This window comes from Segatella buccae ATCC 33574, assembly GCF_000184945.1.
Taxonomy (GTDB): domain Bacteria; phylum Bacteroidota; class Bacteroidia; order Bacteroidales; family Bacteroidaceae; genus Prevotella; species Prevotella buccae.
Map to the genome: position 1 here is coordinate 252,978 of NZ_GL586311.1, position 24,616 is coordinate 277,593.

General features: G+C 48.3%; 34 protein-coding genes. 3 read left to right on the top strand and 31 right to left on the bottom strand.

Features of this window, described 5'->3' with window-relative positions; translation table 11 throughout:
- Positions 1-299 precede the first annotated feature (299 nt).
- The 3 genes from HMPREF6485_RS01015 to HMPREF6485_RS01025 all read right to left on the bottom strand — a co-directional run bounded on the left by HMPREF6485_RS01015 (position 300) and on the right by HMPREF6485_RS01025 (position 5,705).
- Positions 300-980, bottom strand: a complete 681-nt coding sequence (locus HMPREF6485_RS01015) for an MIP family channel protein (protein WP_004344116.1) — start codon at positions 978-980, stop codon at positions 300-302.
- A 133-nt stretch (positions 981-1,113) separates the two neighbouring features.
- Positions 1,114-2,658 (bottom strand): glycoside hydrolase family 43 protein, encoded by a 1,545-nt coding sequence (locus tag HMPREF6485_RS01020; protein ID WP_044125683.1) that lies wholly within the window; start codon positions 2,656-2,658, stop codon positions 1,114-1,116.
- A 59-nt stretch (positions 2,659-2,717) separates the two neighbouring features.
- On the bottom strand, positions 2,718-5,705 hold the full coding sequence (locus HMPREF6485_RS01025; protein ID WP_044125685.1) for a PEP/pyruvate-binding domain-containing protein: 2,988 nt from the start codon (positions 5,703-5,705) through the stop codon (positions 2,718-2,720).
- A gap of 874 nt (positions 5,706-6,579) precedes the next feature.
- Between HMPREF6485_RS01025 and gdhA the strand changes: the two genes are divergently transcribed.
- Together gdhA and HMPREF6485_RS01040 are read left to right on the top strand one after the other, a co-directional pair.
- Positions 6,580-7,917: an NADP-specific glutamate dehydrogenase gene (gene gdhA / locus HMPREF6485_RS01035; protein ID WP_004344122.1), complete on the top strand. Its 1,338-nt coding sequence runs from the start codon at positions 6,580-6,582 to the stop codon at positions 7,915-7,917.
- A gap of 125 nt (positions 7,918-8,042) precedes the next feature.
- Positions 8,043-8,735: a septal ring lytic transglycosylase RlpA family protein gene (locus HMPREF6485_RS01040; protein WP_309491533.1), complete on the top strand. Its 693-nt coding sequence runs from the start codon at positions 8,043-8,045 to the stop codon at positions 8,733-8,735.
- A gap of 170 nt (positions 8,736-8,905) precedes the next feature.
- On the opposite strand, the gene HMPREF6485_RS01045 is transcribed toward HMPREF6485_RS01040, so the two are convergent.
- On the bottom strand, positions 8,906-9,781 hold the full coding sequence (locus HMPREF6485_RS01045) for a hypothetical protein (protein ID WP_004344124.1): 876 nt from the start codon (positions 9,779-9,781) through the stop codon (positions 8,906-8,908).
- A gap of 299 nt (positions 9,782-10,080) precedes the next feature.
- Between HMPREF6485_RS01045 and HMPREF6485_RS01050 the strand changes: the two genes are divergently transcribed.
- Positions 10,081-10,701 carry a Type 1 glutamine amidotransferase-like domain-containing protein gene (locus tag HMPREF6485_RS01050; protein ID WP_044126173.1) on the top strand — a complete coding sequence of 207 codons (621 nt, stop codon included), beginning with the start codon at positions 10,081-10,083 and terminating at the stop codon, positions 10,699-10,701.
- Positions 10,702-11,074: 373 nt separating this feature from the next.
- Here the strand turns inward: HMPREF6485_RS01050 and rplQ are convergent, their stop codons facing one another.
- The 27 genes from rplQ to rplW form a co-directional block, all read right to left on the bottom strand.
- Positions 11,075-11,584 carry a 50S ribosomal protein L17 gene (rplQ, locus tag HMPREF6485_RS01055; RefSeq protein ID WP_004344126.1) on the bottom strand — a complete coding sequence of 170 codons (510 nt, stop codon included), beginning with the start codon at positions 11,582-11,584 and terminating at the stop codon, positions 11,075-11,077.
- Between the two features lie 36 nt (positions 11,585-11,620).
- Positions 11,621-12,613, bottom strand: coding sequence for a DNA-directed RNA polymerase subunit alpha (locus HMPREF6485_RS01060; RefSeq protein WP_004341770.1), 993 nt, complete (start codon positions 12,611-12,613; stop codon positions 11,621-11,623).
- Between the two features lie 11 nt (positions 12,614-12,624).
- On the bottom strand, positions 12,625-13,230 hold the full coding sequence (gene rpsD, locus HMPREF6485_RS01065; RefSeq protein ID WP_004341771.1) for a 30S ribosomal protein S4: 606 nt from the start codon (positions 13,228-13,230) through the stop codon (positions 12,625-12,627).
- Positions 13,231-13,301: 71 nt separating this feature from the next.
- Positions 13,302-13,691: a 30S ribosomal protein S11 gene (rpsK, locus tag HMPREF6485_RS01070; RefSeq protein WP_004341772.1), complete on the bottom strand. Its 390-nt coding sequence runs from the start codon at positions 13,689-13,691 to the stop codon at positions 13,302-13,304.
- A 21-nt stretch (positions 13,692-13,712) separates the two neighbouring features.
- Positions 13,713-14,093, bottom strand: a complete 381-nt coding sequence (rpsM, locus tag HMPREF6485_RS01075; RefSeq protein WP_004341773.1) for a 30S ribosomal protein S13 — start codon at positions 14,091-14,093, stop codon at positions 13,713-13,715.
- 100 nt (positions 14,094-14,193) lie between these two features.
- On the bottom strand, positions 14,194-14,310 hold the full coding sequence (gene ykgO / locus HMPREF6485_RS13245) for a type B 50S ribosomal protein L36 (protein ID WP_004341774.1): 117 nt from the start codon (positions 14,308-14,310) through the stop codon (positions 14,194-14,196).
- Positions 14,311-14,352: 42 nt separating this feature from the next.
- The gene (gene infA / locus HMPREF6485_RS01080; RefSeq protein WP_004341775.1) at positions 14,353-14,571 is read right to left on the bottom strand and encodes a translation initiation factor IF-1; all 219 of its coding nucleotides are present in this window, start codon (positions 14,569-14,571) and stop codon (positions 14,353-14,355) included.
- Between the two features lie 2 nt (positions 14,572-14,573).
- Positions 14,574-15,374 (bottom strand): type I methionyl aminopeptidase, encoded by an 801-nt coding sequence (gene map, locus HMPREF6485_RS01085; protein WP_004344127.1) that lies wholly within the window; start codon positions 15,372-15,374, stop codon positions 14,574-14,576.
- Between the two features lie 8 nt (positions 15,375-15,382).
- Positions 15,383-16,720 (bottom strand): preprotein translocase subunit SecY, encoded by a 1,338-nt coding sequence (gene secY, locus HMPREF6485_RS01090; protein WP_004341777.1) that lies wholly within the window; start codon positions 16,718-16,720, stop codon positions 15,383-15,385.
- Positions 16,721-16,723: 3 nt separating this feature from the next.
- Positions 16,724-17,170, bottom strand: coding sequence for a 50S ribosomal protein L15 (gene rplO, locus HMPREF6485_RS01095; protein WP_004341778.1), 447 nt, complete (start codon positions 17,168-17,170; stop codon positions 16,724-16,726).
- Between the two features lie 24 nt (positions 17,171-17,194).
- Positions 17,195-17,371, bottom strand: a complete 177-nt coding sequence (rpmD, locus tag HMPREF6485_RS01100) for a 50S ribosomal protein L30 (RefSeq protein WP_004344129.1) — start codon at positions 17,369-17,371, stop codon at positions 17,195-17,197.
- A 17-nt stretch (positions 17,372-17,388) separates the two neighbouring features.
- Entirely contained in the window at positions 17,389-17,901 is a 513-nt protein-coding gene (rpsE, locus tag HMPREF6485_RS01105) for a 30S ribosomal protein S5 (RefSeq protein WP_004341780.1), read from the bottom strand.
- 6 nt (positions 17,902-17,907) lie between these two features.
- On the bottom strand, positions 17,908-18,252 hold the full coding sequence (rplR, locus tag HMPREF6485_RS01110; RefSeq protein WP_004344130.1) for a 50S ribosomal protein L18: 345 nt from the start codon (positions 18,250-18,252) through the stop codon (positions 17,908-17,910).
- 20 nt (positions 18,253-18,272) lie between these two features.
- A complete protein-coding gene (rplF, locus tag HMPREF6485_RS01115) occupies positions 18,273-18,845 on the bottom strand; it encodes a 50S ribosomal protein L6 (RefSeq protein ID WP_004341782.1) in 573 nt (190 codons plus the stop codon).
- 14 nt (positions 18,846-18,859) lie between these two features.
- Positions 18,860-19,255 (bottom strand): 30S ribosomal protein S8, encoded by a 396-nt coding sequence (gene rpsH / locus HMPREF6485_RS01120; protein WP_004341783.1) that lies wholly within the window; start codon positions 19,253-19,255, stop codon positions 18,860-18,862.
- Between the two features lie 131 nt (positions 19,256-19,386).
- Positions 19,387-19,689 (bottom strand): 30S ribosomal protein S14, encoded by a 303-nt coding sequence (gene rpsN / locus HMPREF6485_RS01125; RefSeq protein ID WP_004341784.1) that lies wholly within the window; start codon positions 19,687-19,689, stop codon positions 19,387-19,389.
- 6 nt (positions 19,690-19,695) lie between these two features.
- Complete coding sequence (gene rplE / locus HMPREF6485_RS01130; protein WP_004341785.1) at positions 19,696-20,250, bottom strand: 50S ribosomal protein L5; 555 nt, start codon at positions 20,248-20,250, stop codon at positions 19,696-19,698.
- A complete protein-coding gene (gene rplX / locus HMPREF6485_RS01135; RefSeq protein WP_004341786.1) occupies positions 20,250-20,573 on the bottom strand; it encodes a 50S ribosomal protein L24 in 324 nt (107 codons plus the stop codon). The genes rplE and rplX overlap by 1 nt, the downstream gene beginning before the upstream one ends.
- 20 nt (positions 20,574-20,593) lie before the next feature.
- Positions 20,594-20,959: a 50S ribosomal protein L14 gene (gene rplN, locus HMPREF6485_RS01140; RefSeq protein ID WP_004341787.1), complete on the bottom strand. Its 366-nt coding sequence runs from the start codon at positions 20,957-20,959 to the stop codon at positions 20,594-20,596.
- A gap of 2 nt (positions 20,960-20,961) precedes the next feature.
- Positions 20,962-21,228, bottom strand: a complete 267-nt coding sequence (gene rpsQ, locus HMPREF6485_RS01145) for a 30S ribosomal protein S17 (protein WP_004344131.1) — start codon at positions 21,226-21,228, stop codon at positions 20,962-20,964.
- 2 nt (positions 21,229-21,230) lie between these two features.
- Positions 21,231-21,425, bottom strand: a complete 195-nt coding sequence (gene rpmC / locus HMPREF6485_RS01150; protein WP_004341789.1) for a 50S ribosomal protein L29 — start codon at positions 21,423-21,425, stop codon at positions 21,231-21,233.
- A 2-nt stretch (positions 21,426-21,427) separates the two neighbouring features.
- Positions 21,428-21,856: a 50S ribosomal protein L16 gene (gene rplP, locus HMPREF6485_RS01155; RefSeq protein ID WP_004341790.1), complete on the bottom strand. Its 429-nt coding sequence runs from the start codon at positions 21,854-21,856 to the stop codon at positions 21,428-21,430.
- A gap of 15 nt (positions 21,857-21,871) precedes the next feature.
- Complete coding sequence (gene rpsC, locus HMPREF6485_RS01160) at positions 21,872-22,600, bottom strand: 30S ribosomal protein S3 (RefSeq protein ID WP_004341791.1); 729 nt, start codon at positions 22,598-22,600, stop codon at positions 21,872-21,874.
- A gap of 8 nt (positions 22,601-22,608) precedes the next feature.
- Positions 22,609-23,013, bottom strand: a complete 405-nt coding sequence (gene rplV / locus HMPREF6485_RS01165; RefSeq protein ID WP_004341792.1) for a 50S ribosomal protein L22 — start codon at positions 23,011-23,013, stop codon at positions 22,609-22,611.
- A 35-nt stretch (positions 23,014-23,048) separates the two neighbouring features.
- On the bottom strand, positions 23,049-23,318 hold the full coding sequence (gene rpsS, locus HMPREF6485_RS01170) for a 30S ribosomal protein S19 (RefSeq protein ID WP_004341793.1): 270 nt from the start codon (positions 23,316-23,318) through the stop codon (positions 23,049-23,051).
- A 10-nt stretch (positions 23,319-23,328) separates the two neighbouring features.
- A complete protein-coding gene (gene rplB / locus HMPREF6485_RS01175) occupies positions 23,329-24,156 on the bottom strand; it encodes a 50S ribosomal protein L2 (RefSeq protein ID WP_004341794.1) in 828 nt (275 codons plus the stop codon).
- Positions 24,157-24,163: 7 nt separating this feature from the next.
- The gene (gene rplW, locus HMPREF6485_RS01180; RefSeq protein ID WP_004344132.1) at positions 24,164-24,616 is read right to left on the bottom strand and encodes a 50S ribosomal protein L23; all 453 of its coding nucleotides are present in this window, start codon (positions 24,614-24,616) and stop codon (positions 24,164-24,166) included.

Here is a 24,616-nt window from a genome sequence, read left to right on the forward strand (position 1 = left end):
TTCTATGATTTATTAAAAAATGAATAATTCTCAAACTGCTTAAACTGATTGCAAATTTAACATTTTCTTTTGTCAATGCAAAAAGATAGAATGTTTTTTAATGTTGCAATGAAGTTAAAAAGTTTAATAATCAGCGTTTAACAGTCGGAAGCGGAGGTTTTGCAAACTGCATTTTGCAAAACCTTTGACAAAGACAAAGAGCCCCCACATTACATTCCCATAAGGGATCGCAGGCATAAAAGCAAACAGGGAGCACACACATGTACTCCCCGAACTGACAGCCTTTTGCTGTAAAAAGATTATTTTTCCGTATCGATCATTTTCCAAATGCCTGCAGCCAAAGCACCACCGGCAAACGGACCAACGATGAAAATCCACAGGTTGACCAATGCCGTGCCGCCTTGGAAGAGGGCCGGACCGATGGAACGTGCCGGATTGACGGATGTACCGGTATAGCGGATGCAAGCCAAATGAATGAGCACCAATGCAAGACCGATGGCCAAACCGGCAAAGTTGTTGGTAGCTCCATTGGTCTTGGCAGTTGCACCAAGCACCACGAGTACAAACACGCAGGTAAAGAAAATCTCAGCCAAAAGACCTCCCAAGACGGGAATTGTGCCGGCACCGTTGGCCTGCAGGTCGTTGGCTCCCGTACCACTAAGCCCGGCAGCTGAGGTCAGCACAAAGAGGATGAACGAACCAATGACGGCTCCGATGACCTGAAACACCATGTACATACCTGCCTCCTTGGCCTGCATACGACCGCTGAGAAGACAACCGAGCGTGATGGCGGGATTGATGTGGCAACCGGAGATGCCACCGATCGTATAGGCCATAGCCACCACAGAGAGGCCGAAGGCCATGGCTGTACCTATCACCGTCTCGGGATCACCATTGTTGCAACCCAGGCTCACGGCCACGCCGCAGCCCATTAACACCAGCACCATCGTGCCGATCATTTCTGCTAAATACTTTTTCATAACTTTCTTATTGTTTTAAATATGTGTGTCAACCTGTTTGTTCCATCAAAGAAGCTCTCATAGAAGATAACGTAAAGACTGATAATTTATTTTAAATTGACAAAGAAAAAACATCGAAAGGCTCTCCAGAAGGTCATTTTCCAAGATATTTGAAATCTTCAAAGAGAGCACTTCCGCTGCCGGAGGCATACAAGCCCAACAGTACACCGGTGAATCCGCCGGCCACTTCCGAGCTTAGCAGACTACAATTAAGTTCACCTAAAGCATCGTAGTTCACGCCGTCTTCACTATAAAAGAATCTGTACATCAGTCCATCGGAAGTCACCTTCAGCCACACTTTGTCGGAAGTGACCGTGGCTTCTTGCACCACATAGTCGATCGCCTTCAGTTTACACCGCAACTCCACCCGATAACCGGACACAGGATTGGGGGAGATGTACAAATCGTAATGGCCGTCGTTGATCTGATAGACCGTCAGTCCGGCCTCAGCTCCGCGAGTCCGCACCACAGCTTCGGCCTCCACCACAGCATGTTCCTGCCTTCGCCCGACAAACGACGGTTGGTTGTTTCCCGTGAGTGTGCCATGCGCCTTCATGGTCAACGAACCGTCTTTTCCGTACAAATAGTTCCCGGCTATCGGGTTTTGGATATGCACCCATTCCACCCCCGACATCCGTTTTTCTTCCCTCGGCGATGCAACTTCCACCTCGCCCGGGCGCAACAGAGCCGGCACCGACATAAGCGTGTCGATAGGCTGTCCGCCGTTCACAACGGGCCATTCGCCCACTTCCCATTCCACCGGTGCCAAGAAAGTCTCCCGCCCTAAATGATGGTAAGCCCCTCCAAAGTTGCGATAGGCCAGAAACACCAGCCACCAACTACCGTCTGCGGCCTGCACGAAGTCGCCATGTCCCGTACCCTGCACCTGCATGTTCTGTCCCCGGCGTGAACAGTTGGTGAGAATGGGGTTGGCCGGATTGCTCTCGTAGGGTCCATAGATGTTGCAGCTGCGGGCAATGGTAAGGCGGTGGGCCAATTCAGTACCACCCTCCGAGATGAGCAGATAGTAGTAGCCGTCTTTTTTATAGATGTGGGGGCCTTCGGGATAACGCCCCCCATCGCCCTGCCACAGCCGCCGACTCTCGGAGAGCTGGCGACCCGTGGCAGGATCTATCTCACACAACCAAATGGCATCTCCCGGGTTGGAACACATGTAGCACTTGTCATCCTCGAAGAACAACGAAGGGTCGATGCCTTGTTGCTTCAGCCACACGGGCTCGCTCCATGTGCGGGCATCGGTCGACGTGACTAAAAAGTTGCCACCGTTTCCGACATTGGTCGTGATCATATAGAACCTACCTTGATGATAGCGGATGGTAGGTGCGTAGATGCCAGTCCACGAGTTGCCCCCCTTGAGCGGCAACTGAGAGGGGCGCGTCAACACGTTGCCGGTCTGCCGCCAATGGACGAGGTCCCGGCTCTCGAACAAAGGCACGCCGGGGAAAGAGCAGAATGAGGAGTTGACAAGATAGAACGTGTCCCCCACCCTGCACACACTGGGGTCGGGATGATAGCCGGGGATGACGGGATTGCGCAGCATTTGCGGTTCTTGCGAACGGCCTGCCACGGGCGCTATCAGCGTTGCGAAGGCAAGCAAAAGAATGAGTTTGCAATTCATGACCAATGAATGGGTTATAGTAATGTGCCGAGACGCCAAGAGACAAAAGGCGATTTGCATCAAAGCATCACCACGCCCTCCTGTTTCTTGCCGTCCATCATGATTTTCAGCGGATGGTCGAAGCGCACATGCCGCACATATTCGGTCTCTTCCACGGCGGGCATACTGTCGAGCAAATCCTTGCGAATGAGCCCGCCATCGGGCGCATTGGTATCTATCGTGAAATAGCCCACGCCAAACGAGGTGAGGTTTTGGAAGAAGTGCGTGCCTTGACTCGGATCCACCCGATAGTTTTTCAACGCCACTTCGACTATCACTCTGGCTGCACTGATGTGGGGCCACTTCACAGGCACACCGAGATAGTGGTCACTGGAGCCCCACCGGCCGGGCCCCACAAGCACGTAGCTGCGGCCCTCGGCAAGGAACTTGCGGTTGATGCGCTCGATGTCGTCGGCCACATAAAAATTGTTCATGGCCGAGAAACTGTCGTCGTATTTCACATACAACACATCGCAAACCTCCTCGCTGATGCCGTGCCCCAACGAGGTGTGGGAGCGCAACAGACAATGCTCGTCGGGCACGGAAGCCACATCTTCGTCGAGCATCTGCTTGGAGTCGACAATGGGACGGATCTGCAACAGATACAGTTCGGCCGTCCTGTCGTCATGGATGTTGCACGCCAGTTCTATCTCCACCGGGCGGCGCATGGCCTCGGCCCCCAGTTTCATCGACATGCGCAGCACCTCGGGCAGGGGAATGATGCCCTGCTGAAGCACTCCTGCAAAGGAGATAATCTTGCGCCCGCCGTCGTAGAGGCCGTCGCGAATCACCTGATCGTAGGGATCAAACGTGGAAGCGATGTACCGCAGCGACCCGTCTTTGTCGGCCTCCTTCACCTTGAGCTTGAGGATGTTGAAACCGTCGTCCACCGAGAAGTCCTCGTCCACATGCTTCAGGTCGAGGGCATAAAACTGCGTCTGGGTCTCGCGCAGGGCTATCTCCATCTCACTCATCTGCAACACCTGGTCGGGATGATAGGGCGAAACGCGGAGCGTCTGCCCGCCGTCGACGATGTACTTACCGAGTCCGAGGGCCAGCGAGGCAATGCCTTCCTCGGCCGTCTCGTCACCGATGGGATAGTAGTTGAGCGAGCGCAGCACACCGCTCATGTTGGGATAGTAGTGGTCGCCATACTCCTTGCCCACCACCTCTTGCAATATCACAGCCATCTTTTCCTGGTCGATGACATTGCTCGTGGCCGTCATGTAAGCCTTGGAGTCACGATAGTAGACCGAGGCATAGACACCCTTGATGGCACTGGCCAACATGCGCAACATGGCGTAGCGGTCGTTGAGGTAGGGTATCATGTAGGTGCTGTAGATGCCGGCAAACGGCTGATAGTGACTGTCTTCGAGCAACGAACTCGACCGGATGGCTATCGGACTGCGCGTGGCTTCGAAAAACGTGAAGAAGTCGGCAATGAGTGAGTCGGGCAACTGCGCCCGGAGAAAGTGGCGCAATATCTCGTCGTCGCTCGCATCGCTCAGGGCGATGGAATAGAGGTTGTTCTTCTCCATGAACTCATCGAAGAGGTCGGTACAGAGCACGAGTGTCTTGGGGATCTGCACTTTCACGTTTTCATAGCGGTTGAACTCGGGGTGCAGCTTGATCACATTGTCGAGAAAGGCCAGTCCGCGCCCCTTGCCGCCCAACGAGCCTTCGCCGATGCGGGCAAAATGGGCGTAGCGGTCGAACTTCATGCGGTCGAACACGGCCACCACACCGATGTTTTTCATGTGTCGGTATTGCACGATAGCGTCGAAGATGATCTGCCTGTGGGCATCGACATCCTGCAACTTGTGCCATGTCACGTTTTTCAAGAAAGCCGACACGGGGAAAATGGCCCGCGCACAGAGCCAACGGCTCATGTGATTGCGGCTCACGTGGTAGAGCATCGAGTCGTTGGGTATCTTGAAGATGTTGTCCTGCAACTCTTTGAGCGTGCCCACCCTCGCCACTTCCTCGTGGGTCTTGGGGTCGCGGAAGATAAAGTCGCCGAATCCCATGTGTTCTTCCATGAGACGGCGCAGGTCGCGGTTCATCGTCTTTGAGTTCTTGTCCACGTAGCGGAATCCCTCTGCCTCGGCTTTGGTACGGTTTTCCGTCTCGGCACTTTCGAGGATGAGCGGCACATACTCGTCTTGTGCGCGGATGGTGCGCAGCAGCTTGAGACCGGCCTCAGGGTCTTTGTCTTCGGCCTTAGGCGAGGGAGTGGCGACGGGAGTCAACGGGAAGCGAGCATCGCTGATCACGCCCAGCGTGTTGTCCTTATACCTATTATATAAGGTGATGGCTTCCTCATAGGTACGAGCCAGCACCACCTTGGGCCGTCCGCGCATACGCATAGTTGCCGAATGGCGGTTGAGGGCTTCCTTGGAGAAACTTTTGCTCTGCACGAGCAGGAAGTTGTAGAGGTTGGGCAGAATGGAACTGTAGAAGCGTATGGAGTCTTCCACAAGCAGAATCATCTGCACCCCACCCTCCCTGATGTCGTGCTCAAGATTCATCTTGTCTTCGATGAGCTTGATGATGGAGAGAATGAGGTTGGTATTGCCCAACCAACAGAACACGTAGTCGAAGATGGAGAGGTCTTCATCTTGCATACGGCGGGTGATGCCGTGGGAAAACGGCGTGAGCACCACGCAGTGAATGTCGGGGAAGTCGGCCTTAATGGAGCGGGCCACGGAGAACGCATCGTTGTCGGCATTGCCGGGCATACAGATCACCAAGTCCACATTGGTGGTTTCAAGCACCTTGGCCGCCTCCTCGGTTGTCGACACTTGGGTGAACGTGGGAGGATAGCGCAGGCCGAGTTCGGTGTATTCGTTGTATATTTTTTCCTCCACGCGTCCGTCGTCTTCGAGCATGAAAGCGTCGTAGGGATTGGCCACGATGAGCACATTGTAGATGCGGCGTCTCATCAAGTTGATGAATGTCACGTCTTTCAGATAAAACTTGTTCCACTCCTGTGGTATTTTCGTTTCCATGGGCTGTAATTTCATTTGTCATTGAGCCTGCGCGCGTGGGAGAGCGTGCAGTATTCTTCGCAAAGATAGTGCAAATGAGTGAAAATACAAAATGAACCCCATTCATTTTTATTTTCCGAATGCAGCCTTATCTTATGAAAAGATAGTACAAATGAGTGAAAATACAAAATGAACCCCATTCATTTTTATTTTCCGAATGCAAGGCCCCGTATATGAATCTCACAAAGAGAGGTGTAGGGGCAATTATCAATAACAGACAATTCATTACCACCAAACATCTATCACCTACCACCTATTTCAAAAAGTCAACACTTTTCACACCCCATTTGCATTTGGGCCACATTTTTATTATCTTTGCACCGGCAAAGGAAGGGCGCACACCCTTCCTTTTTTTATTCCATCGCTCGAAAGGCCTCTAACTACGGCCCTTCAATGCTCCAAAAGAGGCTCTTTGAACTTCTGACTACGGCCCTTTCGGCTTTTCACGGTGGCTCTTTCGCAACTTCAAAGGGCTGTAGTGGGCAAACATTTCCGTTTTTTCAAGCATTTCACGACAGCAGTCGCACATTCCCACCCATTCCCGTCCATTCGACGTTTCAAATATTTTCATTTTCTTGCTTGGTTTTTCACTATACACTTTCCGGACGGCTTCAGCCGCCCTAAATTCCTGCCGAGCACGGTTTTCAAAGCCCCACCGACATCGCAGTTGCAATAGCAGCCACCCCATCTGCGGCATACGAAAAAAATGCAAAAGGAAAGCAGGGAATGGATTTTTAACAGTTATTACTTGGAACTTTCATCTAAAAAGAATATATTTGCGCTATCAAAATATACATTTTGACACACTTTACCTAAACATAAAAATATTACTACTATGGAAGTTTCAAGAATCATGCAGGATTTGGAGCGCAAGCATCCGGGAGAATCAGAGTATCTACAGGCCGTCAAGGAAGTACTGATTTCAGTTCAAGACATATACAACCGACATCCCGAATTTGAGAAAGCCAAACTCATTGAGCGTCTTGTGGAACCGGAACGGGTGATCACATTTCGCGTGCCGTGGACAGACGACAAGGGAGAGGTGCATGTAAACATCGGCTACCGGGTGCAGTTCAACAGTGCCATTGGCCCTTACAAGGGCGGACTGCGCTTCCATCCCTCGGTGAACCTGAGCATCTTGAAATTCTTGGGCTTCGAACAAACTTTCAAAAACGCACTCACCACACTGCCTATGGGTGGCGGCAAGGGAGGAAGCGACTTCTCTATACGCGGACGGTCGGATGCAGAGGTGATGCGCTTCTGTCAGGCATTCATGACCGAACTCTATCGCCACATCGGCCCCGACGAGGATGTGCCGGCCGGCGATATCGGCGTGGGTGGCCGGGAAATAGGCTACTTGTTTGGCATGTACAAGAAACTCACCCACCGTTTCGAGGGAGTGCTTACGGGCAAGGGCATGGAGTATGGAGGCTCACGCATCCGTCCGGAGGCCACAGGCTATGGGGCACTCTACTTCGTCAACCAGATGTTGCAGACACGTGACATCGCCATCAAGGGCAAGACCATCGCCATCAGCGGATTCGGAAATGTGGCTTGGGGAGCTGCCAAGAAGGCGACGGAACTGGGCGGCAAGGTGATCACAATTTCGGGCCCCGACGGATATATCTACGACCCGGCCGGACTCGACGACGAGAAGATAGCCTACATGCTGGAGTTGCGCGCCAGTGGCAACGACATTTGCCAACCCTACGAAGAGGAATTCGGTGGCTCGAAATTCTTTGCCAACCGCAAACCGTGGGAACAGAAAGCTGACATCTATCTCACCTGCGCCACTCAAAACGAACTCAACGGAGAAGATGCCGACAAGATATTGGCCCATCAACCTTGCTGTGTGGCTGAGGTGAGCAACATGGGATGCACGGCCGAAGCGGTGGAGAAGTTTGTCGCCTCAAAGACGCTCTTTGCTCCGGGCAAGGCAGTGAATGCCGGAGGAGTGGCTACATCGGGACTGGAAATGACGCAAAACTCCATCCGACTGTCGTGGAGCGAAAAGGAGGTGGACGAAAATCTGCATAAAATCATGCACTCCATCCATGAACAGTGCGTGAAATATGGCACCGAGGCCGACGGCTACATAGACTATGTAAAGGGGGCCAACGTGGCAGGATTCATGAAAGTGGCCAATGCCATGATGGCACAGGGCATCGTGTAACACACGCCCTCGCCCCCACTCCGCTTTCCTCTCCGGGACGGGAGAGAAAGCGGAGTCGTAACTGAATAAACCAATATTAACGGATAGTGAATATAAGAAACAGCATTTTAGCGATCATAACCCTTTTGAACTTTACCGTTCTGCATGCCCAGCAGCAGAGCGGTAGAGCTTCGTATTATTCCAAACGGGCCACAGGCTCACGCACGGCGAGCGGTGAACGGCTGCACCACGACAGCCTGACCTGTGCTCATCGTTCCTACCCGTTCGGTACAATGCTCAAAGTAACCAACCTGCTCAACGACAAGTCGGTGGTGGTAAGGGTCACCGACCGGGGGCCTTTCGGCCGGGGACGAGTCATCGACCTCTCGTGGGCGGCCGCACAGGAAATAGGAATGCTTGCGCAGGGGATCGCATCGGTGAAAGTGGAAGTGGTGGGAGAAGGGGGAGTTCCATTCAAACCAAAAGAGGAGTTTGATTTTCCGGAGATAAACTTTGAGGTGGCCGATGTCGGTTATAGCTTCATCGACGCATGGAAAAAAAAGGATGTGGAACCGGCTAAAATTCCGGAGACTCGGGCACCACACCCGAATGGGACGGCCAAGGCGCACAAGCCGGAGCAACAGCCCAACAGGGAAACGGCTGCCAAAAGGCCGGCCGGAACAGCTGCCAAACCACCTCAGCCTGCAAACACTAAGCCTTCACAATCAACAAATGCCAAGTCTCCACAGTCGGTGAATACCAAGAAAAAGGAGCCGGCCGTCAAAGAGAAGAAAGGCAACTCGTGGAGTGATATATTCGACAAATTAAAAGACTGGTAAACACTCGCATTCACCGACACGTGTTTGCTTCTTTTCGGCGAATTGTCGGATTATACGAATTTATCCTTACCATCTCATTCGCACAATTCGTTCAATTCGCCGAAAAATATATGGCAACAACCAAGTCGTCTAACACGTTCAGTCGCACAGATTGATTTGCCACAAGCAGCTTACCTGCGGGTTGGGATATTAAACTCGCTGACTTTGGAGATGGCCTTATTGCCCAATATGACGGAAGCACAGAATTTGGCACTTCCGTCTTTCAATTTGCCGTCAGACTTGATAAGGGCCGTGTAACGAATGCCTTTACCGGGCTCAATCTTCTCCACATGAATGCTTGGGGAGATATAGATATGGCGGTTACCCGTGGCCTCAATCACTGTGGGCACGACATCATAGACCGTCTTGTCGCCCCGATTCATAATCTCGAATATCAGTTTGCAAACCTCATTGCGATTGAGTTCGCCGTTCTGGTTGTCATCAACAAAACGGGCGTTGATGATTTCTATGGTAGGCGTGTAAGTATAGCCGCCCGTTATTTTCTCTGCATTCGACGCATCGGGATAGGTGGTGACAGGCTGCCCGGCACTGTAATTGCCCGTATAGTCGGATCCGTTGAAGTCGTAAATACGGTCATCGCCGCTATTGGTGGCGTCAAAACCGCTGTCGGTGGTATCGTAACTGCTACCGGAGTTGGCACTTTGCCCATAGCCGTAACTTTCATATTGATCACCTTCCACAGCAGAAGACTGCCGGCGTTCTTGCCGCTGGCGTTCACGCTCCGCCCTGTCGCGCCTGTATTGCTCCAAATCCTCTTGACGCTTCTGATCGGCTGCAGTGCCGATGGCACCGCCAATGACGGCTCCTCCGGCCATGCCGACAATCGTTCCGACATCAGACCCTCGTGGCCCACCGGCAATGCCACCGATGGCCGATCCAAGCACAGATCCGAGCGAACCGCCGGCCCACGCTCCTGTCCCTGCGTATGTTCCGCAACCGCTCAGCATCATAGCTGCACAAACTGTCACTATCACAACCTTTTTCATATCGTGTTCGTCTTACTTGTCCCAATACTTCACAGAGCAAAAATAACTATTTCCGGGCACTCCTCCTGCATCTTTTCCCTAAATAGAGATAGGGATTTCCCTAAATTTGCCTAACTTTGCATAGGATGTCGGCATGTTGCCTGACACTCTAAAACGATAAGGAACACCGGACAATGCACATTCAAAAACATAAGATTGCAGTAGTGGGCACAGCGATTGCAGCAATCGCCATCCTTACCGGCCTTTTCTCTTACCGAAATCCCACAAGGGGAAATACGTATAAAACAATCAAACGGACAATGGACAGAAAACTATTTCTATGCTCATCGTTTGCCGATGTAGCCACACTCTTTCCCACTTTCGCCGGGGAAGATATGAAAGGAAAATCTGTGGCATTTATCCCCACAGCAAGCATTCACGAAGAATACAGGCAATACGTGGAAGACGGGCGGAGAACACTGAGCGGATACGGTCTGAAAATAGTGGATTTAGAGATAAGCCAAATGCCTGAAAAGGAGATTGCCCATGCGTTGGAAGCATGCGACTATATCTACGTTTCCGGAGGAAACACATTTTTTCTCCTTCAGGAACTCCGAAAGAAAAAAGCAGACCAGCTCATAATCCGAGAGATTGAAAAAGGAAAAACATATATCGGAGAATCGGCAGGCACCATGATTATGGCACCGGATATAAAGTATGCCAAAGAGATGGATAACCACTTGAGTTTAACTCCCGGTTTCTGTGACTTTACAGCTTTGGGGCTTATCAACTTTTACCCGGTTGTACACTACAATAGTTTCCCATTTGAAAGGGAAACGAAAAATATTATACGAAAATACACCGATTTGGAGTTAGTGCCCATCAGCAATGAACAGGCAATAGAGGTTATCGGAGAAAGCATAAAGGTGGAAACGAAGTAGGTTCCTTGATGGACCCTTCAACAGGAGACAACAAGTTTCCTGTCATGCTGTCATTTTCGGAAGCTGCATAAACTTCTGAATAACAAACTAATACAAACCAATGATAGCATGACAGGAAAAACAGCAAACTGAATTTTGTATGTATTTGTCATCCCCACTACCACGGATGCGCAGAAAACGATTCTATCCGTTAGGGGAATTTCTGACATCCCGAAAGGGGAATACATTTGACATCATTGTACGGTCGGCAAAGATTTGACAGAAGCACCCAAAACAGCACGCCACCGAGAAAGCCTTAAAGGAGCCCGAACAAAAAAGCGCCTCCATCCTTGCGGATGAAAGCGCCTATGTAGGAATAAAAATAATCTCTCGATTATTCGGCCTTTGCTTCTTCAGCAGCAGGTGCCTCCGTTGCGGGAGCCTCTGCTACAGGAGCTTCTGCTGCTTCAACAGCATCTGCTTTAGGAGCGGCCTTGCGGCTACGACGTGTCTTCTTAGCTGCGGTCTTGGTCTTGGCCATGTTCTCATCGAAGTCTACAAGCTCGATAAAAGCAATGGGAGCAGCGTCACCTTTACGGATGCCAAGTTTGATCACACGTGTGTAACCACCTGGACGATCAGCCACCTTCTCGGCAACAACCTTGAACAGCTCTGTAACAGCATACTTGTTCTGAAGATAACGGAAAACCACACGACGAGAGGTGGTGGTATCACTCTTGGAACGAGTAATCAGCGGTTCTACATACTTTTTCAAGGCCTTGGCCTTTGCGAGAGTCGTAGTGATTCTTTTGTGCATGATCAAGCTGATAGCCATGTTGGCAAGCATGGCATCACGATGAGATGCAGTACGGCTCAGATGGTTGAATTTCTTATTATGTCTCATTATTGTTTTTTACTTTTGTGGACGAGTCTACAGATATTATTCTCTGTCCAGTTTATACTTTGATATATCGGTTCCAAACGAAAGATTCAGACCCTCAAGCAAATCATCAAGCTCTGAGAGCGATTTCTTACCAAAGTTGCGGAACTTCAAGAGATCAGTCTTGTTATACTGCACCAAGTCTCCAAGTGTCTCTACATCAGCTGCCTTCAAGCAGTTGAGGGCGCGAACACTAAGATTCATGTCAACGAGACGGGTCTTAAGCAGTTGGCGCATGTGCAACACCTCTTCATCAAATTCCTGATTGTTGTCCTGATCGGGATTCTCAAGGGTGATCTTCTCGTCGGAGAACAACATGAAGTGATAAATGAGAGTTTTGGCTGCCTCTTTCAGTGCATCCTTCGGGTGAATGGAACCATCCGTCGTTACTTCGATGACCAACTTGTCATAGTCGGTCTTCTGCTCTACGCGGTAGGGTTCTACGGCATATTTCACGTTACGGATAGGGGTGTAGATGGAATCGATTGGGAGTACATTAACATCTGTGCAGAACTCACGATTCTCTTCAGCAGGCACATAGCCGCGCCCTTTGTTGATATTCAGATCAATCTGCATAGAAGCCTTCGTATCTAAATGACAAATCACCAAATCAGGGTTTAACACTTCAAATCCAGTCAGATACTTACCTATATCACCTGCTTTGAATTCGGTGGAATTCTCTACGGTGATACTAACTTTCTCATTCTCGAATTCTTCTACTACTTGCTTGAATCGAACTTGCTTGAGATTCAAGATAATGTTGGTCACATCTTCTTTCACGCCGGGTACGGAAGAGAATTCATGCTCAACACCGGCAATCTTGATGGTGTTGATGGCATAACCTTCCAGCGATGAAAGGAGAATGCGGCGGAGAGCGTTACCGATGGTAACACCGAAGCCGGGCTCCAAAGGACGAAATTCGAACTTACCGAACTTGTCATTTGCCTCCAACATTACTACCTTATCAGGTTTTTGAAATGCTAATATCGCCATTAATTTAATGATTATTTAGAGTACAACTCAACGATTAACTGCTCCTTGATGTTTTCGGGGATGTCGGCGCGCTCGGGCTTGTGCAAGAATTTACCGCTCTTGGTATTCTGATCCCATTCGAGCCAAGGATACTTGCTGTGGTTGAAACCAGCCAGTGCAGCCTCAATAACTTCAAGAGACTTGGCCTTCTCACGAACACCAACAACCTGACCAGCCTTAACGGAATAGGAAGGAATGCTCACAACCTTACCGTCAACGACAATGTGCTTGTGACCCACCAACTGACGGGCAGCTGCACGTGTCGGAGCAATGCCAAGACGGAACACTACGTTGTCAAGACGGCACTCAAGATTCTGAAGCAGAACCTCACCGGTGATGCCATCGGCCTTGGCGGCTTTATCAAACATATTACGGAACTGGCGCTCAAGCACACCGTAGGTGTACTTGGCCTTTTGCTTCTCTGCCAACATGACACCGTACTCAGACACCTTTCTGCGACGGTTATTGCCATGCTGTCCAGGAGGGAAGTTTCTCTTGGACAAAACTTTGTCTGCGCCGAAGATGGGTTCACCAAAACGGCGTGCAATTTTAGATTTCGGACCTATATACTTAGCCATAATATAAAAAATGTTCTTTGTTTTTGATTCAACCTATAAAATCCTATATGAACTTTATAAGATTCTATAAATTAAACTCTACGACGCTTGGGGGGACGACAACCATTGTGTGGAAGCGGAGTAACATCAATGATTTCCGTCACTTCAATACCTGCTGTATGCACGGCACGAATGGCAGACTCACGACCATTACCCGGCCCCTTAACGTATGCTTTAACCTTGCGGAGACCGAGATCGAAAGCTACTTTAGCACAATCCTCTGCGGCCATCTGAGCTGCATAGGGAGTATTCTTCTTGGAACCACGGAATCCCATCTTGCCGGCAGATGACCAGGAAATAACCTGACCTTCGTTATTAGCAAGAGAAACGATAATATTATTGAAAGAACTGTGAACATGGAGCTGACCAAGAGCCTCTACACGCACATTTCTCTTCTTAGATGTTGCTTTTGTCTTTGCCATAATTAATTTCCTCCTTCAAAATTACTTAGTAGCCTTCTTCTTATTAGCAACAGTCTTCTTCCTACCCTTACGGGTACGAGCATTATTCTTAGTACTCTGACCACGAACAGGAAGACCATTACGATGTCTAACTCCACGATAGCAACCAATATCCATCAGTCGCTTGATGTTCATTTGGATCTCAGAACGAAGATCACCTTCCACTTTGAACTCAGCGCCGATAATTTCACGGATTTTGGCAGCCTGATCGTCAGTCCATTCGCTGACCTTCAAGTCGCGGCTCACGCCGGCCTTATCCAATATCTTTGCTGAACTACTTCGACCGATACCATAGATATAGGTCAATGCGATTTCGCCACGCTTGTTTTGGGGCAAATCTACTCCAACAATTCTTATTGCCATTTGTTGATTGAATTAAATAAATTAAGTTACTTTCTCGTTAAAGAACGTGCAAAATTACGAATAATCTTTGAGCTATCCGCTGATTTACATATCTTTAACATTAACCCTGACGCAGTTTGAATTTAGGGTTTTTCTTGTTGATAACGAACAAGCGGCCTTTACGACGAACGATCTGGCAGTCGGGTGTACGTTTCTTTAATGATGCTCTTGTCTTCATTTTCTTTATATGGATTTGAAAAATGCTCTACGCAAATACGTTTTACTTGTATCTGAAAACTATTCTGCCCTTGGTCAAGTCGTATGGACTCATCTCTACCTTCACTTTGTCACCGGGAAGTATCTTGATATAGTGCATTCTCATCTTACCGGAAATGTGGGCGATGATCTGCACACCGTTTTCAAGTTCCACCCGGAACATGGCGTTAGAGAGTGATTCTACGATCGTACCGTCTTGCTCGATAGCGGATTGTTTTGCCATAATTAATATATTTGTCCTTCTAAATGTTCTATTTCTTCAAATGTCGATAAAATCTCAGCCTCTCCTCTACGGATAGCAATGGTATGCTCGAAATGGGCAGCAGGTTTACGATCTCTCGTAACAATACTCCATTTATCGGGAAGCATCCATATCTGCCGATCGCCCAATGTGACCATTGGCTCAATGGCGATACACATACCGGCTTTCAACATTACACCGTTTCCACGACGCCCGTAATTGGGAATCTGGGGTGGTTCGTGCATCTCACGTCCTATACCATGACCGGTCAGTTCGCGTACGATTCCGTAACCTTGCGTCTCACAATGCTGTTGTACTACAGCCCCAATATCACCAATATGTTTTCCTGCAACAGCCTGCTCAATACCGATATAAAGAGACTCTTTGGTCGTCTTGAGCAGTTGCTTCACTTCCGGACTGACCTCGCCCACACAAAACGTATAGGCACTGTCACCATTGAATCCGTCAAGAAGTGTACCGCAGTCAATGGATATAATATCACCATCTTTCAGTACAACTTCATCACTAGGAACTCCATGAACCACCACGTCATTGACCGATGTGCAGATAGAGGCGGGAAAAGGCTCTCCGTATGGATTGGGGAAATTCTTGAACGTCGGGATTGCTCCGTGGTCAAGAATGAACTCTTCTGCAATCTTATCCAACTGCAAAGTCGTAACCCCAGGTCTGATATGCTTGCCTAATTCCGCAAGGGTCGAACCAACGAGTTGGTTCGCCTTGCGCATTAGTTCTATTTCATCTTCAGTTTTGAGAAATATCTTCATTCCAAAGATTAATATGCAGAAACACCACCTTGACGAGTATGACCTGAATTGAGCAGACCGTCATAGTGACGCATCAGCAAATGGCTTTCTATCTGTTGTAGCGTATCAATGACGACACCTACAAGGATCAGAAGCGAGGTGCCTCCGAAGAACTGGGAGAAAGCCTGCTGTACATTGAGCAAACCTGCGAGTGCAGGCATAATGGCGATAAACGCAATAAACAGAGAACCTGGAAAAGTTATACGAGACATCACGGTGTCAATATACTCAGCTGTATCCTTTCCCGGCTTAACGCCCGGAATGAAACCGTTGTTACGCTTCATATCTTCAGCCATCTGAGTGGGATTGAGCGTGATTGCCGTATAGAAATATGTGAAGGCTATCACCAAGAGCACATAAATCGAATTGTACAACAAACTGCGGTTATCCATCAGATCCTGCACCCACCAAGAAGCATGCTCCGGATTATACCTTACGATAGCCAAAGGGATGAACATCAAGGCCTGGGCGAAAATGATAGGCATCACATTGGCTGCGAAGAGCTTCAAGGGGATATACTGGCGAGCACCACCATACTGCTTGTTGCCAACCAGACGCTTTGCATACTGAACGGGAACCTTGCGAGTACCTTGCACCAACAAAATTGATGCACATACAACCAAGTAGAGGATAAGGAGTTCTACAATGAACATGATCATACCACCACCGGAAATAGCCTGCAAACGCGATGTGGCTTCTTGAATGAAAGCCTGTGGCAGACGTGCGATGATACCAATCATAATGATCAAAGAGATACCATTACCCACCCCCTTATCAGTAATGCGCTCACCTAACCAAAGGATGAACATACTTCCTGCGGCAAGAATGATTGTGGCGGGAATCATAAACTGCGACCAAGATATGCCCGAAGCAAGGGCATTACTGGCCTGCATCTTAAGATTCAGCAAATAAGAAGGAGCCTGGAACAACAAGATAGCTACCGTGAGCCAACGGGTGTACCAGTTGATCTTCTTACGTCCACTCTCACCGTCACGCTGCATCTTTTGAAAATAAGGCACAGCAATGGCAAGAAGCTGCATAACGATAGAAGCTGAGATGTAAGGCATGATTCCCAATGCGAATATAGACGCATTGGAAAATGCTCCACCGGAGAACATGTCCAAAAGCGACATGAGGCCGCCTGAGGTTTGCGACTGCAACTTTTCCAACATGCTCGGATTAATACCCGGAAGTACTATAAACGAGCCAAAACGGTAAATAGCCGTAAAGAGGATGGTGATGAGGAGTCGCTGACGCAAATCCTCAACCTTCCAACAGTTCTTCAGTGTCTCAAAAAACTTTTTCATTTCTTAGATTATTGTTGCGTTACCACCTACTGCCTTGATTGCTTCTTCGGCAGTCTTAGAGAAAGCGTTAGCTTCAACTTCAAGTTTTACCTTCAGTTGTCCCATACCGAGAATCTTCACAAGTTCCTTGCCGTTAGTCAATCCGGCTTCTTTGAGTTCTGCTATGCCAATCTTTGTGAGATTCTGCTGCTCGGCAAGTTTCTGAAGAGTGGAAAGGTTTACTACGAAATATTCCTTGTGGTTGATATTCTTGAAACCGAACTTCGGAACACGACGCTGGAGCGGCATCTGACCACCTTCGAAACCAATCTTTCTCTTATAACCAGAACGAGCCTTGGCACCTTTGTGTCCACGGGTAGAGGTACCACCGAGTCCGGAACCCGGACCACGGCCGATACGACGACGTGAATGTGTTGAGCCCGCAGCTGGTTTCAAATTACTTAATTTCATAATTGCGACTAATTTACTAATTAATTATTCAACTACCTTTACCAGATGATGAACCTTACGGATCATACCACGGTTGCTTGGAGTATCTTCAACTTCAACAACCTGAGAGATCTTGTGGAGACCCAATGACTGAAGCGTGCGCTTCTGATCAATGGGAGCACCAATCTTACTCTTAATCTGCTTGACTTTAATTGTTGCCATTGCTGTTTTCTCCTTAATTAACCGTTAAATACTTTATCCATGCTGATACCGCGCTCGCCGGCAACAGTGTAGGCATCACGCATCTCAGCCAAAGCTGCGATAGTCGCCTTTACCAAGTTGTGAGCATTGGAAGAGCCCTTGGATTTTGCAATCACGTCTTTGACACCCACACTCTCCAAAACGGCACGCATAGCACCACCGGCCTTCAGACCAGTACCGGCAGCAGCCGGCTTCAGGAGAACCTGGGCACCACCGAAACTCACCTCAACCTCGTGGGGGATAGTACCTTTCAGTACGGGAACCTTCACGAGATTCTTCTTGGCGGCCTCAGTACCCTTGGTGATGGCTGCTGTCACCTCACCGGCCTTTCCAAGACCGTATCCAATAACGCCATTACCGTCACCAACAACGACGATAGCAGCAAATGTGAAAGTACGACCACCCTTTGTAACCTTGGTCACGCGGTTGATAGCAACCAGATGGTCTTTCAGTTCAACGTCACTATTTACTTTTACTTTATTCATTGCCATAATCGTTTAAAATTTAAGACCACCTTCACGGGCTGCATCGGCCAAAGCCTGGACGCGACCATGATAAAGATAACCGTTACGGTCGAAAACCACAGCCTCAATACCGGCAGCCTTGGCTTTCTCCGCAACAAGTGCTCCCACTTTCTTAGCCTGCTCAATCTTAGCCATCTTTTCGAGACCGAGAGAAGAAGCTGAAGCAAGAGTCCTACCTGTCAAATCGTTTATCACCTGAGCGTAAATCTGCTTGTTAGAGCGGAACACGCTAAGACGCGGGCGCTCGGCAGTCCCGTTTACATGCTTGCGAATACGGAACTTTATCTTAATTCGTCTTTCTACTTTCTTTGTTGTCATAATCGTAAATTCAATTAAAATTACTTAGCTGCGGCAGTCTTACCAGACTTCCTGCGAATAACTTCACCCTTGAACAGGATACCCTTACCCTTGTAAGGTTCAGGCATACGGAAAGAACGAATTTTTGCACAGATAAGGCCCAACAACTGCTTGTCGCAAGACTCTAAGGTGAGAACCGGATTCTGGTTTCTTTCAGACTTGGTCTCTACCTTAACCTCCTTCGGAAGCTGGAGGAAGATGGGGTGAGTATAACCAAGCGAGAACTCAATCAAGTTGCCCTGATTGGAAACGCGATAACCGACACCTACCAATTCCATGATTTTTGTGTAACCCTCGCTCACGCCAACAACCATATTGTTGACCAGCGAACGATACAAACCGTGGAAAGCCTGCTTCTGCTTATAGTTTACAGGGCTGTTCTCGTCAATCTCGAAAGTAATCTGACCGTCCTCATTCTTAAACTTGATAGAAGCATCAATCTTTTGAGAGAGTTCACCCTTGGGACCCTTAACGTTGACAACACCCGACTTTGCGTCGAAATTGACTGTCACACCGGAAGGAATACTAATTGGCAATTTTCCTATTCTTGACATATTCAATCCTCCAATTAATAAATGTAACAAAGAACTTCACCACCAATCTTGAGATTGGCAGCCTCCTTGTTAGTCATTACACCTTGAGACGTGGATAAGATAGCAATACCCAGTCCGTTGATAACTCTCGGCATATCCTTATAACCGGTGTACTTACGCAAACCGGGCTTGGACACACGCTTCAAACTCTTGATAGCGTTTTGCTTTGTAACAGGGTTATACTTCAAAGCAACTTTAATGGAACCCTGAGGCCCATCTTCAATGAACTTGTAGTTCAGAATGTAACCCTTCTCGAAGAGGATCTTAGTAATCTCTTTCTTCAAGTTAGACGCAGGAACCTCAACAACACGGTGATGAGCCATGATTGCGTTTCTGAGTCGTGTCAGATAATCTGCTATTGGATCTGTCATAAAATATAAATGTTTAATTAATCGGGACTACCCCGACAATATTAAAAATGTCCTGATGAACATACGCGGAGCCACAAAGAAAAGCCCGGACACACCGGGCTCTTTTGTGCCCCATCGCTTGCCTGCCGGATTTACCAGCTAGCTTTCTTCACTCCGGGAATCAAACCTGCCGAAGCCATCTCACGGAACTGGATACGAGACAAGCCGAACTGACGGATATATCCTTTGGGACGGCCTGTAATCTTGCAGCGATTGTGAAGACGGATAGGGTTGGCGTTCTTGGGAATAGCCTGAAGCTTACGAGCTGCCTCGTATGCCTCTGCGGGATTCTCAGAAGTAGCGATGATCTTTTTCAGAGCTGCGCGCTTCTCAGCGTAACGAGCAACAAGCTTTGCACGCTTCACCTCGCGAGCTTTCATTGATTCTTTTGCCATAATCTCTTAATCGTTTTTAGCGTTCTTGAATGGGAGGCCAAAAGCCTTGAGCAGTGCGAAACCCTCCTCATCAGTCTGAGCAGAAGTAACGAAAGTGATGTTCATACCCTGGATGCGATCGATAGAGTCAATATTGATTTCAGGGAAGATAATCTGCTCCTGAATACCCAAAGTATAGTTACCACGACCATCAAACTTACTCTCAATACCTTTGAAGTCACGGATACGAGGCAAAGCAACACGTACGAGCTTCTCAAGGAACTCATACATCCGCTCCCGACGGAGAGTAACCATCACACCGATAGGCATCTTCTTACGAAGTTTGAAATTGGCAATATCCTTCTTGGAATATGTTGCAACTGCCTTCTGACCGGTGATGGCAGAGATCTCATTGATGGCAACATCAATAATTTTCTTATCCTGCGTTGCATCGCCCAAACCCTGATTGATAACGATCTTCTTCAGTACAGGAATCTGCATTGCTGAAGAATAGTTGAACTGCTTCTGCAGTTCGGGAGCAATCTGCTCCTTATACTGTTTCTTTAACTGTGCTGTATTCATTACTTGATTTCCTTTCCTGACTTTTTAGAAATACGAATCACGTTCTTTCCCTCGTGCTTGATAGAAACACGTGTGGGTTTACCGCTCTCCGGATCAATCAGACTCAAATTGGAGATATGAATAGGAGCCTCCTTCTTGATGATGCCTCCCTGAGGATTCTTTGCCGAAGGCTTGGTGCTTCTTGAGACCATACGACGGCCTTCAACGATAGCACGGTTCTTGTCAACCAAGACTTTAAGAACCTTTCCGGTTTTACCTTTGTCCTTGACATCACCTGTAAGAACAACTACGGTATCACCTTTTCTAATATGTAACTTACTCATTACCTTTTCTTTTTATTAAATTAAAGAACCTCAGGTGCCAAAGAGACAACCTTCATGTTGACCGCACGAAGTTCACGGGCAACGGGGCCGAAGATACGGCTACCACGGAGTTCCCCCGCATTATTGAGCAACACGCAAGCATTATCGTCGAAACGGATGTAAGAACCATCTTGACGGCGAATTTCCTTCTTCGTGCGAACGATCAAAGCCTTAGATACTGCACCTTTCTTCAAATCACTTGATGGGATAACGTTCTTGACAGCAACGACAATCACGTCACCAACACTTGCATAACGCCGGCGGGTTCCCCCGAGAACACGGATGCAAAGAGCCTCACGTGCGCCGCTGTTATCACATACTGTAAGTCTTGATTCTGCTTGTATCATAATTACTTAGCTTTTTCTACAATTTGTACTAATCTCCACCGCTTCGTGCGAGACAAAGGGCGAGTCTCCATAATGAGCACTGTATCACCTACATTGGCCTCATTCTTCTCATCATGCACATGGTACTTCTTTGTCTTCTGGACAAACTTACCATAAATAGGGTGCTTCTCCTTGAACTTAGCTGCAATAACAATGGTTTTATCCATCTTGTTGCTGATAACGACACCCTGTCTTGTCTTTCTTAATTTTCTTGTTTCCATCTGGACCATTATTATTTGTTAAGTTCCCTCATGCGAAGTTCGGTCTTCATACGCGCGATGTCACGACGAGCAGCCTTAATTTCTGATGGATTCTCAAGAGGAGTAATCTGGTGGTTGAGCTTCTTGACATTATAAGCGGCAACAGCAGCCTCCAATTTCTCTACCAAATCTTTGGTTTCGAGTTCCTTCAATTCTTTGATTTTCATAATTAAGCGTTTTTATCGAAATCACGTCTTACAACAAACTTAGTCTTAACAGGCAGCTTCTGCGCAGCGAGACGGAGAGCCTCTTTGGCGATATCGAAACTTACGCCCTCTACTTCGAAGAGAATGCGTCCGGGAGTCACCGGTGCAACCCATCCTGCGGGATCACCTTTACCTTTACCCATGCGGACATCGGCAGGCTTGCGTGTGATGGGTTTGTCAGGGAATATACGGATCCAGACCTGCCCCTCACGGTTCATGTAGCGGTTTACTGCTACACGAGCGGCCTCAATCTGACGGCTGTCAATCCACTTGGCTTCAAGGGTCTTGATGCCGAATGAACCGAAAGCCAGCTGTGTACCACGGTGAGCGTTGCCCTTATTGCCACGTCCATCCTGCGGTCTTCTATATTTTACTCTTTTTGGCTGTAACATGATAGCTTCTTACTTTTAACGGTTATTGTTTCTCTTGCGATTACCACGACCACCGCGACCGTTGTTGCGGCTATTGCCACCCTTGTTGTCCTGAGTAAAGTTAGGTGTCAGGTCACGCTTTCCGTAAACCTCACCACGGCAAATCCATACCTTGATACCCAGCAAGCCAACCTTGGTAAGGGCTTCAGCTTGACAGTAATCGATGTCTGCGCGGAAAGTGTGCAGAGGGGTACGCCCTTCCTTCAACATTTCCTTACGGGCTATTTCGGCACCGTTCAGACGGCCACTAATTTGAACTTTAATACCTTCGGCACCTGCACGCATCGTGTTGGCAATGGCCATTTTGATGGCGCGACGGTAAGCGATCTTACCTTCTACCTGACGAGCGATATTGTTAGCTACGATGGTAGCATCAAGTTCAGGTTTCTTCACTTCAAAGATGTTGATCTGAATCTCCTTGTCGAAAATGTTCTTCAACTCTTCCTTCAGTTTGTCAACATCCTGACCACCTTTACCAATGACGATACCCGGACGGGCCGTGCAAATAGTGATGGTAACGAGCTTCAAAGTGCGCTCAATGACAATTCTCGAAACGCTTGCCTTGGCAAGACGCTCGTTCAGATATTTGCGAATTTTCTGATCTTCTACGATATTGTCACCGAAGTTCTTACCACCGAACCAATTAGAATCCCAACCACGGATAATACCAAGACGGTTGCTTATCGGATTAACTTTCTGTCCCATTTTGATAATTATTTTTCGTCGTTAGTTTTGGAATCTACAAAGAGGGTCACATGGTTAGAACGCTTACGGATTCTGTATCCACGCCCCTGCGGTGCCGGTCTCATACGCTTCATTGTAACACCTTCATCAACGAAGATCCTACTGATATAGAGTTCGCCATCTTCAGCCTTGCGGTTGTTTTTCTGTTCCCAGTTGGCTACAGCTGAGCGCAACAGTTTCTCCACGTCGGCAGCAGCTTTCTTATTAGAGAAACGAAGTACTCCGAACGCACGGTCAACCTCCATACCACGAACCATGTCTACCACGTAGCGCATTTTCCGCGGAGAGGAAGGAACTCCCTTGAGCTTTGCGAAGTATAAATGTTTGCGGGCTTCCTTGAGTTTTTCTGCCGCATTATGTTTTCTTGCTCCCATTATTATTCTTAAATTTTAAAATGGTTTAAACCCGCTTACCGTTTATTATTGCCAGAGTGGCCGCCGAAACGACGCGTTGGCGAAAACTCTCCGAGCTTGTGGCCAACCATATTCTCTGTGATGTAAACAGGGATAAATTTGTTTCCGTTATGAACTGCAACAGTATGTCCCACAAAGTCGGGAGATATCATTGAAGCTCTGGCCCATGTCTTAACGACAGTCTTCTTACCACTCTCATTCATTGCAAGAATCTTCTTCTCGAGCGATACGTTGATATATGGACCTTTTTTAAGTGAACGACTCATAATTTACTCTTTATTTTTTGTTAGCTCTTTCGATAATATACTTGTTGGAAAGCTTCTTCGGTGCGCGTGTCTTGAGACCCTTAGCATACAAGCCCTTACGGGAACGTGGGTGACCACCGGACTGACGGCCTTCACCACCACCCATCGGGTGATCAACAGGGTTCATGACAACGCCACGGTTGTGAGGACGACGGCCCAACCAACGAGAACGACCGGCCTTACCGGAACACTCAAGAGCGTGGTCGGAGTTGCCTACACTACCAACAGTAGCTTTACAAGCACTCAAAATCTGGCGAGTTTCACCAGAAGGGAGCTTAATCACACAATAACTACCCTCACGAGAAGTCAACTGAGCAAAATTACCAGCCGAACGGACAAGCAAGGCTCCCTGCCCGGGACGCAATTCAATGTTGTGAATCACTGTACCGACAGGAATGTTAGCCAGCGGAAGTGCATTACCCACCTCAGGTGCAGCCTCTGCACCCGACATCAGTTTTGCACCCACCTGCAGTCCATTAGGAGCAATAATGTAACGTTTTTCACCATCAGCGTAGAACAACAGAGCAATTCGAGCAGATCTGTTAGGATCATACTCGATTGTCTTTACTACAGCTGGAACACCATCTTTCTCCCGCTTGAAGTCGATCATACGATACTTCCGCTTATGACCGCCACCTCTGTAGCGAACAGTCATTTTACCGGTGTTGTTTCGACCACCGGTTGCACGCTTACCGTAAACGAGAGACTTTTCTGGCACGGATGCAGTAATTTCCTCGAACGTGCCAATAACCTTGTGTCTTTGTCCCGGAGTTACCGGTTTTAATTTACGTACTGCCATTTCTTATTTAAATATTGCTGTAAAAATCAATTCTATCGCCCTCTTTCAGAGTAACGATTGCCTTCTTGAATGCGCTCTTCTGTCCCTTCACGAGACCGGCCTTGGTGTAGCGTGCAGAACGCTTACCGGCATAGCGAGCGGTATTAACGGCTTCTACTGTAACATTATACAGACTCTCAACCTCTTTCTTGATTTCGAGTTTGTTAGCCTCGGGCTTAACGATGAAACCATACTTGGCGCGAGCGGGCTTGGTGTAGGTGTAAATGGTCTTCTCCTTATCGGCAACCTTCTCCACCTTGCCTTGCTTCTTTTTATAGACAGCGTAGCTCACCTTCTCCTCTGTTGCGCCTTTAGCCTCGGCAGCTTTCTTGTTAGAAGCTCTGAGCTTTTTGTCTTCAGAAGACTTGTCTGTAATCTTGGTCATCTTCTCAGTGACCAAAGGTTTGATGATAAATGCCAT

Excerpts from the sequence above, each read along its gene's own strand:
- rplN (WP_004341787.1), bottom strand. The coding sequence starts at position 20,959 with ATGATACAAGCAGAATCAAGACTTACAGTATGTGATAACAGCGGCGCA.
- rpsH (WP_004341783.1), bottom strand. The coding sequence starts at position 19,255 with ATGACAGATCCAATAGCAGATTATCTGACACGACTCAGAAACGCAATC.
- rpmC (WP_004341789.1), bottom strand. The coding sequence starts at position 21,425 with ATGAAAATCAAAGAATTGAAGGAACTCGAAACCAAAGATTTGGTAGAG.
- HMPREF6485_RS01020 (WP_044125683.1), bottom strand. The coding sequence starts at position 2,658 with ATGAATTGCAAACTCATTCTTTTGCTTGCCTTCGCAACGCTGATAGCG.
- ykgO (WP_004341774.1), bottom strand. The coding sequence starts at position 14,310 with ATGAAGACAAGAGCATCATTAAAGAAACGTACACCCGACTGCCAGATC.
- rplQ (WP_004344126.1), bottom strand. The coding sequence starts at position 11,584 with ATGAGACATAATAAGAAATTCAACCATCTGAGCCGTACTGCATCTCAT.
- gdhA (WP_004344122.1), top strand. The coding sequence starts at position 6,580 with ATGGAAGTTTCAAGAATCATGCAGGATTTGGAGCGCAAGCATCCGGGA.
- secY (WP_004341777.1), bottom strand. The coding sequence starts at position 16,720 with ATGAAAAAGTTTTTTGAGACACTGAAGAACTGTTGGAAGGTTGAGGAT.
- rplX (WP_004341786.1), bottom strand. The coding sequence starts at position 20,573 with ATGAGTAAGTTACATATTAGAAAAGGTGATACCGTAGTTGTTCTTACA.
- rpsD (WP_004341771.1), bottom strand. The coding sequence starts at position 13,230 with ATGGCTAAGTATATAGGTCCGAAATCTAAAATTGCACGCCGTTTTGGT.
- map (WP_004344127.1), bottom strand. The coding sequence starts at position 15,374 with ATGAAGATATTTCTCAAAACTGAAGATGAAATAGAACTAATGCGCAAG.
- rpmD (WP_004344129.1), bottom strand. The coding sequence starts at position 17,371 with ATGGCAACAATTAAAGTCAAGCAGATTAAGAGTAAGATTGGTGCTCCC.
- rplF (WP_004341782.1), bottom strand. The coding sequence starts at position 18,845 with ATGTCAAGAATAGGAAAATTGCCAATTAGTATTCCTTCCGGTGTGACA.
- rplV (WP_004341792.1), bottom strand. The coding sequence starts at position 23,013 with ATGGGAGCAAGAAAACATAATGCGGCAGAAAAACTCAAGGAAGCCCGC.
- rpsE (WP_004341780.1), bottom strand. The coding sequence starts at position 17,901 with ATGGCAATGAATAAAGTAAAAGTAAATAGTGACGTTGAACTGAAAGAC.
- rplE (WP_004341785.1), bottom strand. The coding sequence starts at position 20,250 with ATGAATACAGCACAGTTAAAGAAACAGTATAAGGAGCAGATTGCTCCC.
- infA (WP_004341775.1), bottom strand. The coding sequence starts at position 14,571 with ATGGCAAAACAATCCGCTATCGAGCAAGACGGTACGATCGTAGAATCA.
- rpsC (WP_004341791.1), bottom strand. The coding sequence starts at position 22,600 with ATGGGACAGAAAGTTAATCCGATAAGCAACCGTCTTGGTATTATCCGT.
- HMPREF6485_RS01045 (WP_004344124.1), bottom strand. The coding sequence starts at position 9,781 with ATGAAAAAGGTTGTGATAGTGACAGTTTGTGCAGCTATGATGCTGAGC.
- rplB (WP_004341794.1), bottom strand. The coding sequence starts at position 24,156 with ATGGCAGTACGTAAATTAAAACCGGTAACTCCGGGACAAAGACACAAG.
- rplW (WP_004344132.1), bottom strand. The coding sequence starts at position 24,616 with ATGGCATTTATCATCAAACCTTTGGTCACTGAGAAGATGACCAAGATT.
- rplP (WP_004341790.1), bottom strand. The coding sequence starts at position 21,856 with ATGTTACAGCCAAAAAGAGTAAAATATAGAAGACCGCAGGATGGACGT.
- HMPREF6485_RS01050 (WP_044126173.1), top strand. The coding sequence starts at position 10,081 with ATGGACAGAAAACTATTTCTATGCTCATCGTTTGCCGATGTAGCCACA.
- HMPREF6485_RS01060 (WP_004341770.1), bottom strand. The coding sequence starts at position 12,613 with ATGGCGATATTAGCATTTCAAAAACCTGATAAGGTAGTAATGTTGGAG.
- rpsS (WP_004341793.1), bottom strand. The coding sequence starts at position 23,318 with ATGAGTCGTTCACTTAAAAAAGGTCCATATATCAACGTATCGCTCGAG.
- rpsK (WP_004341772.1), bottom strand. The coding sequence starts at position 13,691 with ATGGCAAAGACAAAAGCAACATCTAAGAAGAGAAATGTGCGTGTAGAG.
- HMPREF6485_RS01025 (WP_044125685.1), bottom strand. The coding sequence starts at position 5,705 with ATGGAAACGAAAATACCACAGGAGTGGAACAAGTTTTATCTGAAAGAC.
- rpsM (WP_004341773.1), bottom strand. The coding sequence starts at position 14,093 with ATGGCAATAAGAATTGTTGGAGTAGATTTGCCCCAAAACAAGCGTGGC.
- rplO (WP_004341778.1), bottom strand. The coding sequence starts at position 17,170 with ATGAAATTAAGTAATTTGAAACCAGCTGCGGGCTCAACACATTCACGT.
- rplR (WP_004344130.1), bottom strand. The coding sequence starts at position 18,252 with ATGACAACAAAGAAAGTAGAAAGACGAATTAAGATAAAGTTCCGTATT.
- rpsQ (WP_004344131.1), bottom strand. The coding sequence starts at position 21,228 with ATGGTCCAGATGGAAACAAGAAAATTAAGAAAGACAAGACAGGGTGTC.
- HMPREF6485_RS01015 (WP_004344116.1), bottom strand. The coding sequence starts at position 980 with ATGAAAAAGTATTTAGCAGAAATGATCGGCACGATGGTGCTGGTGTTA.
- rpsN (WP_004341784.1), bottom strand. The coding sequence starts at position 19,689 with ATGGCAAAAGAATCAATGAAAGCTCGCGAGGTGAAGCGTGCAAAGCTT.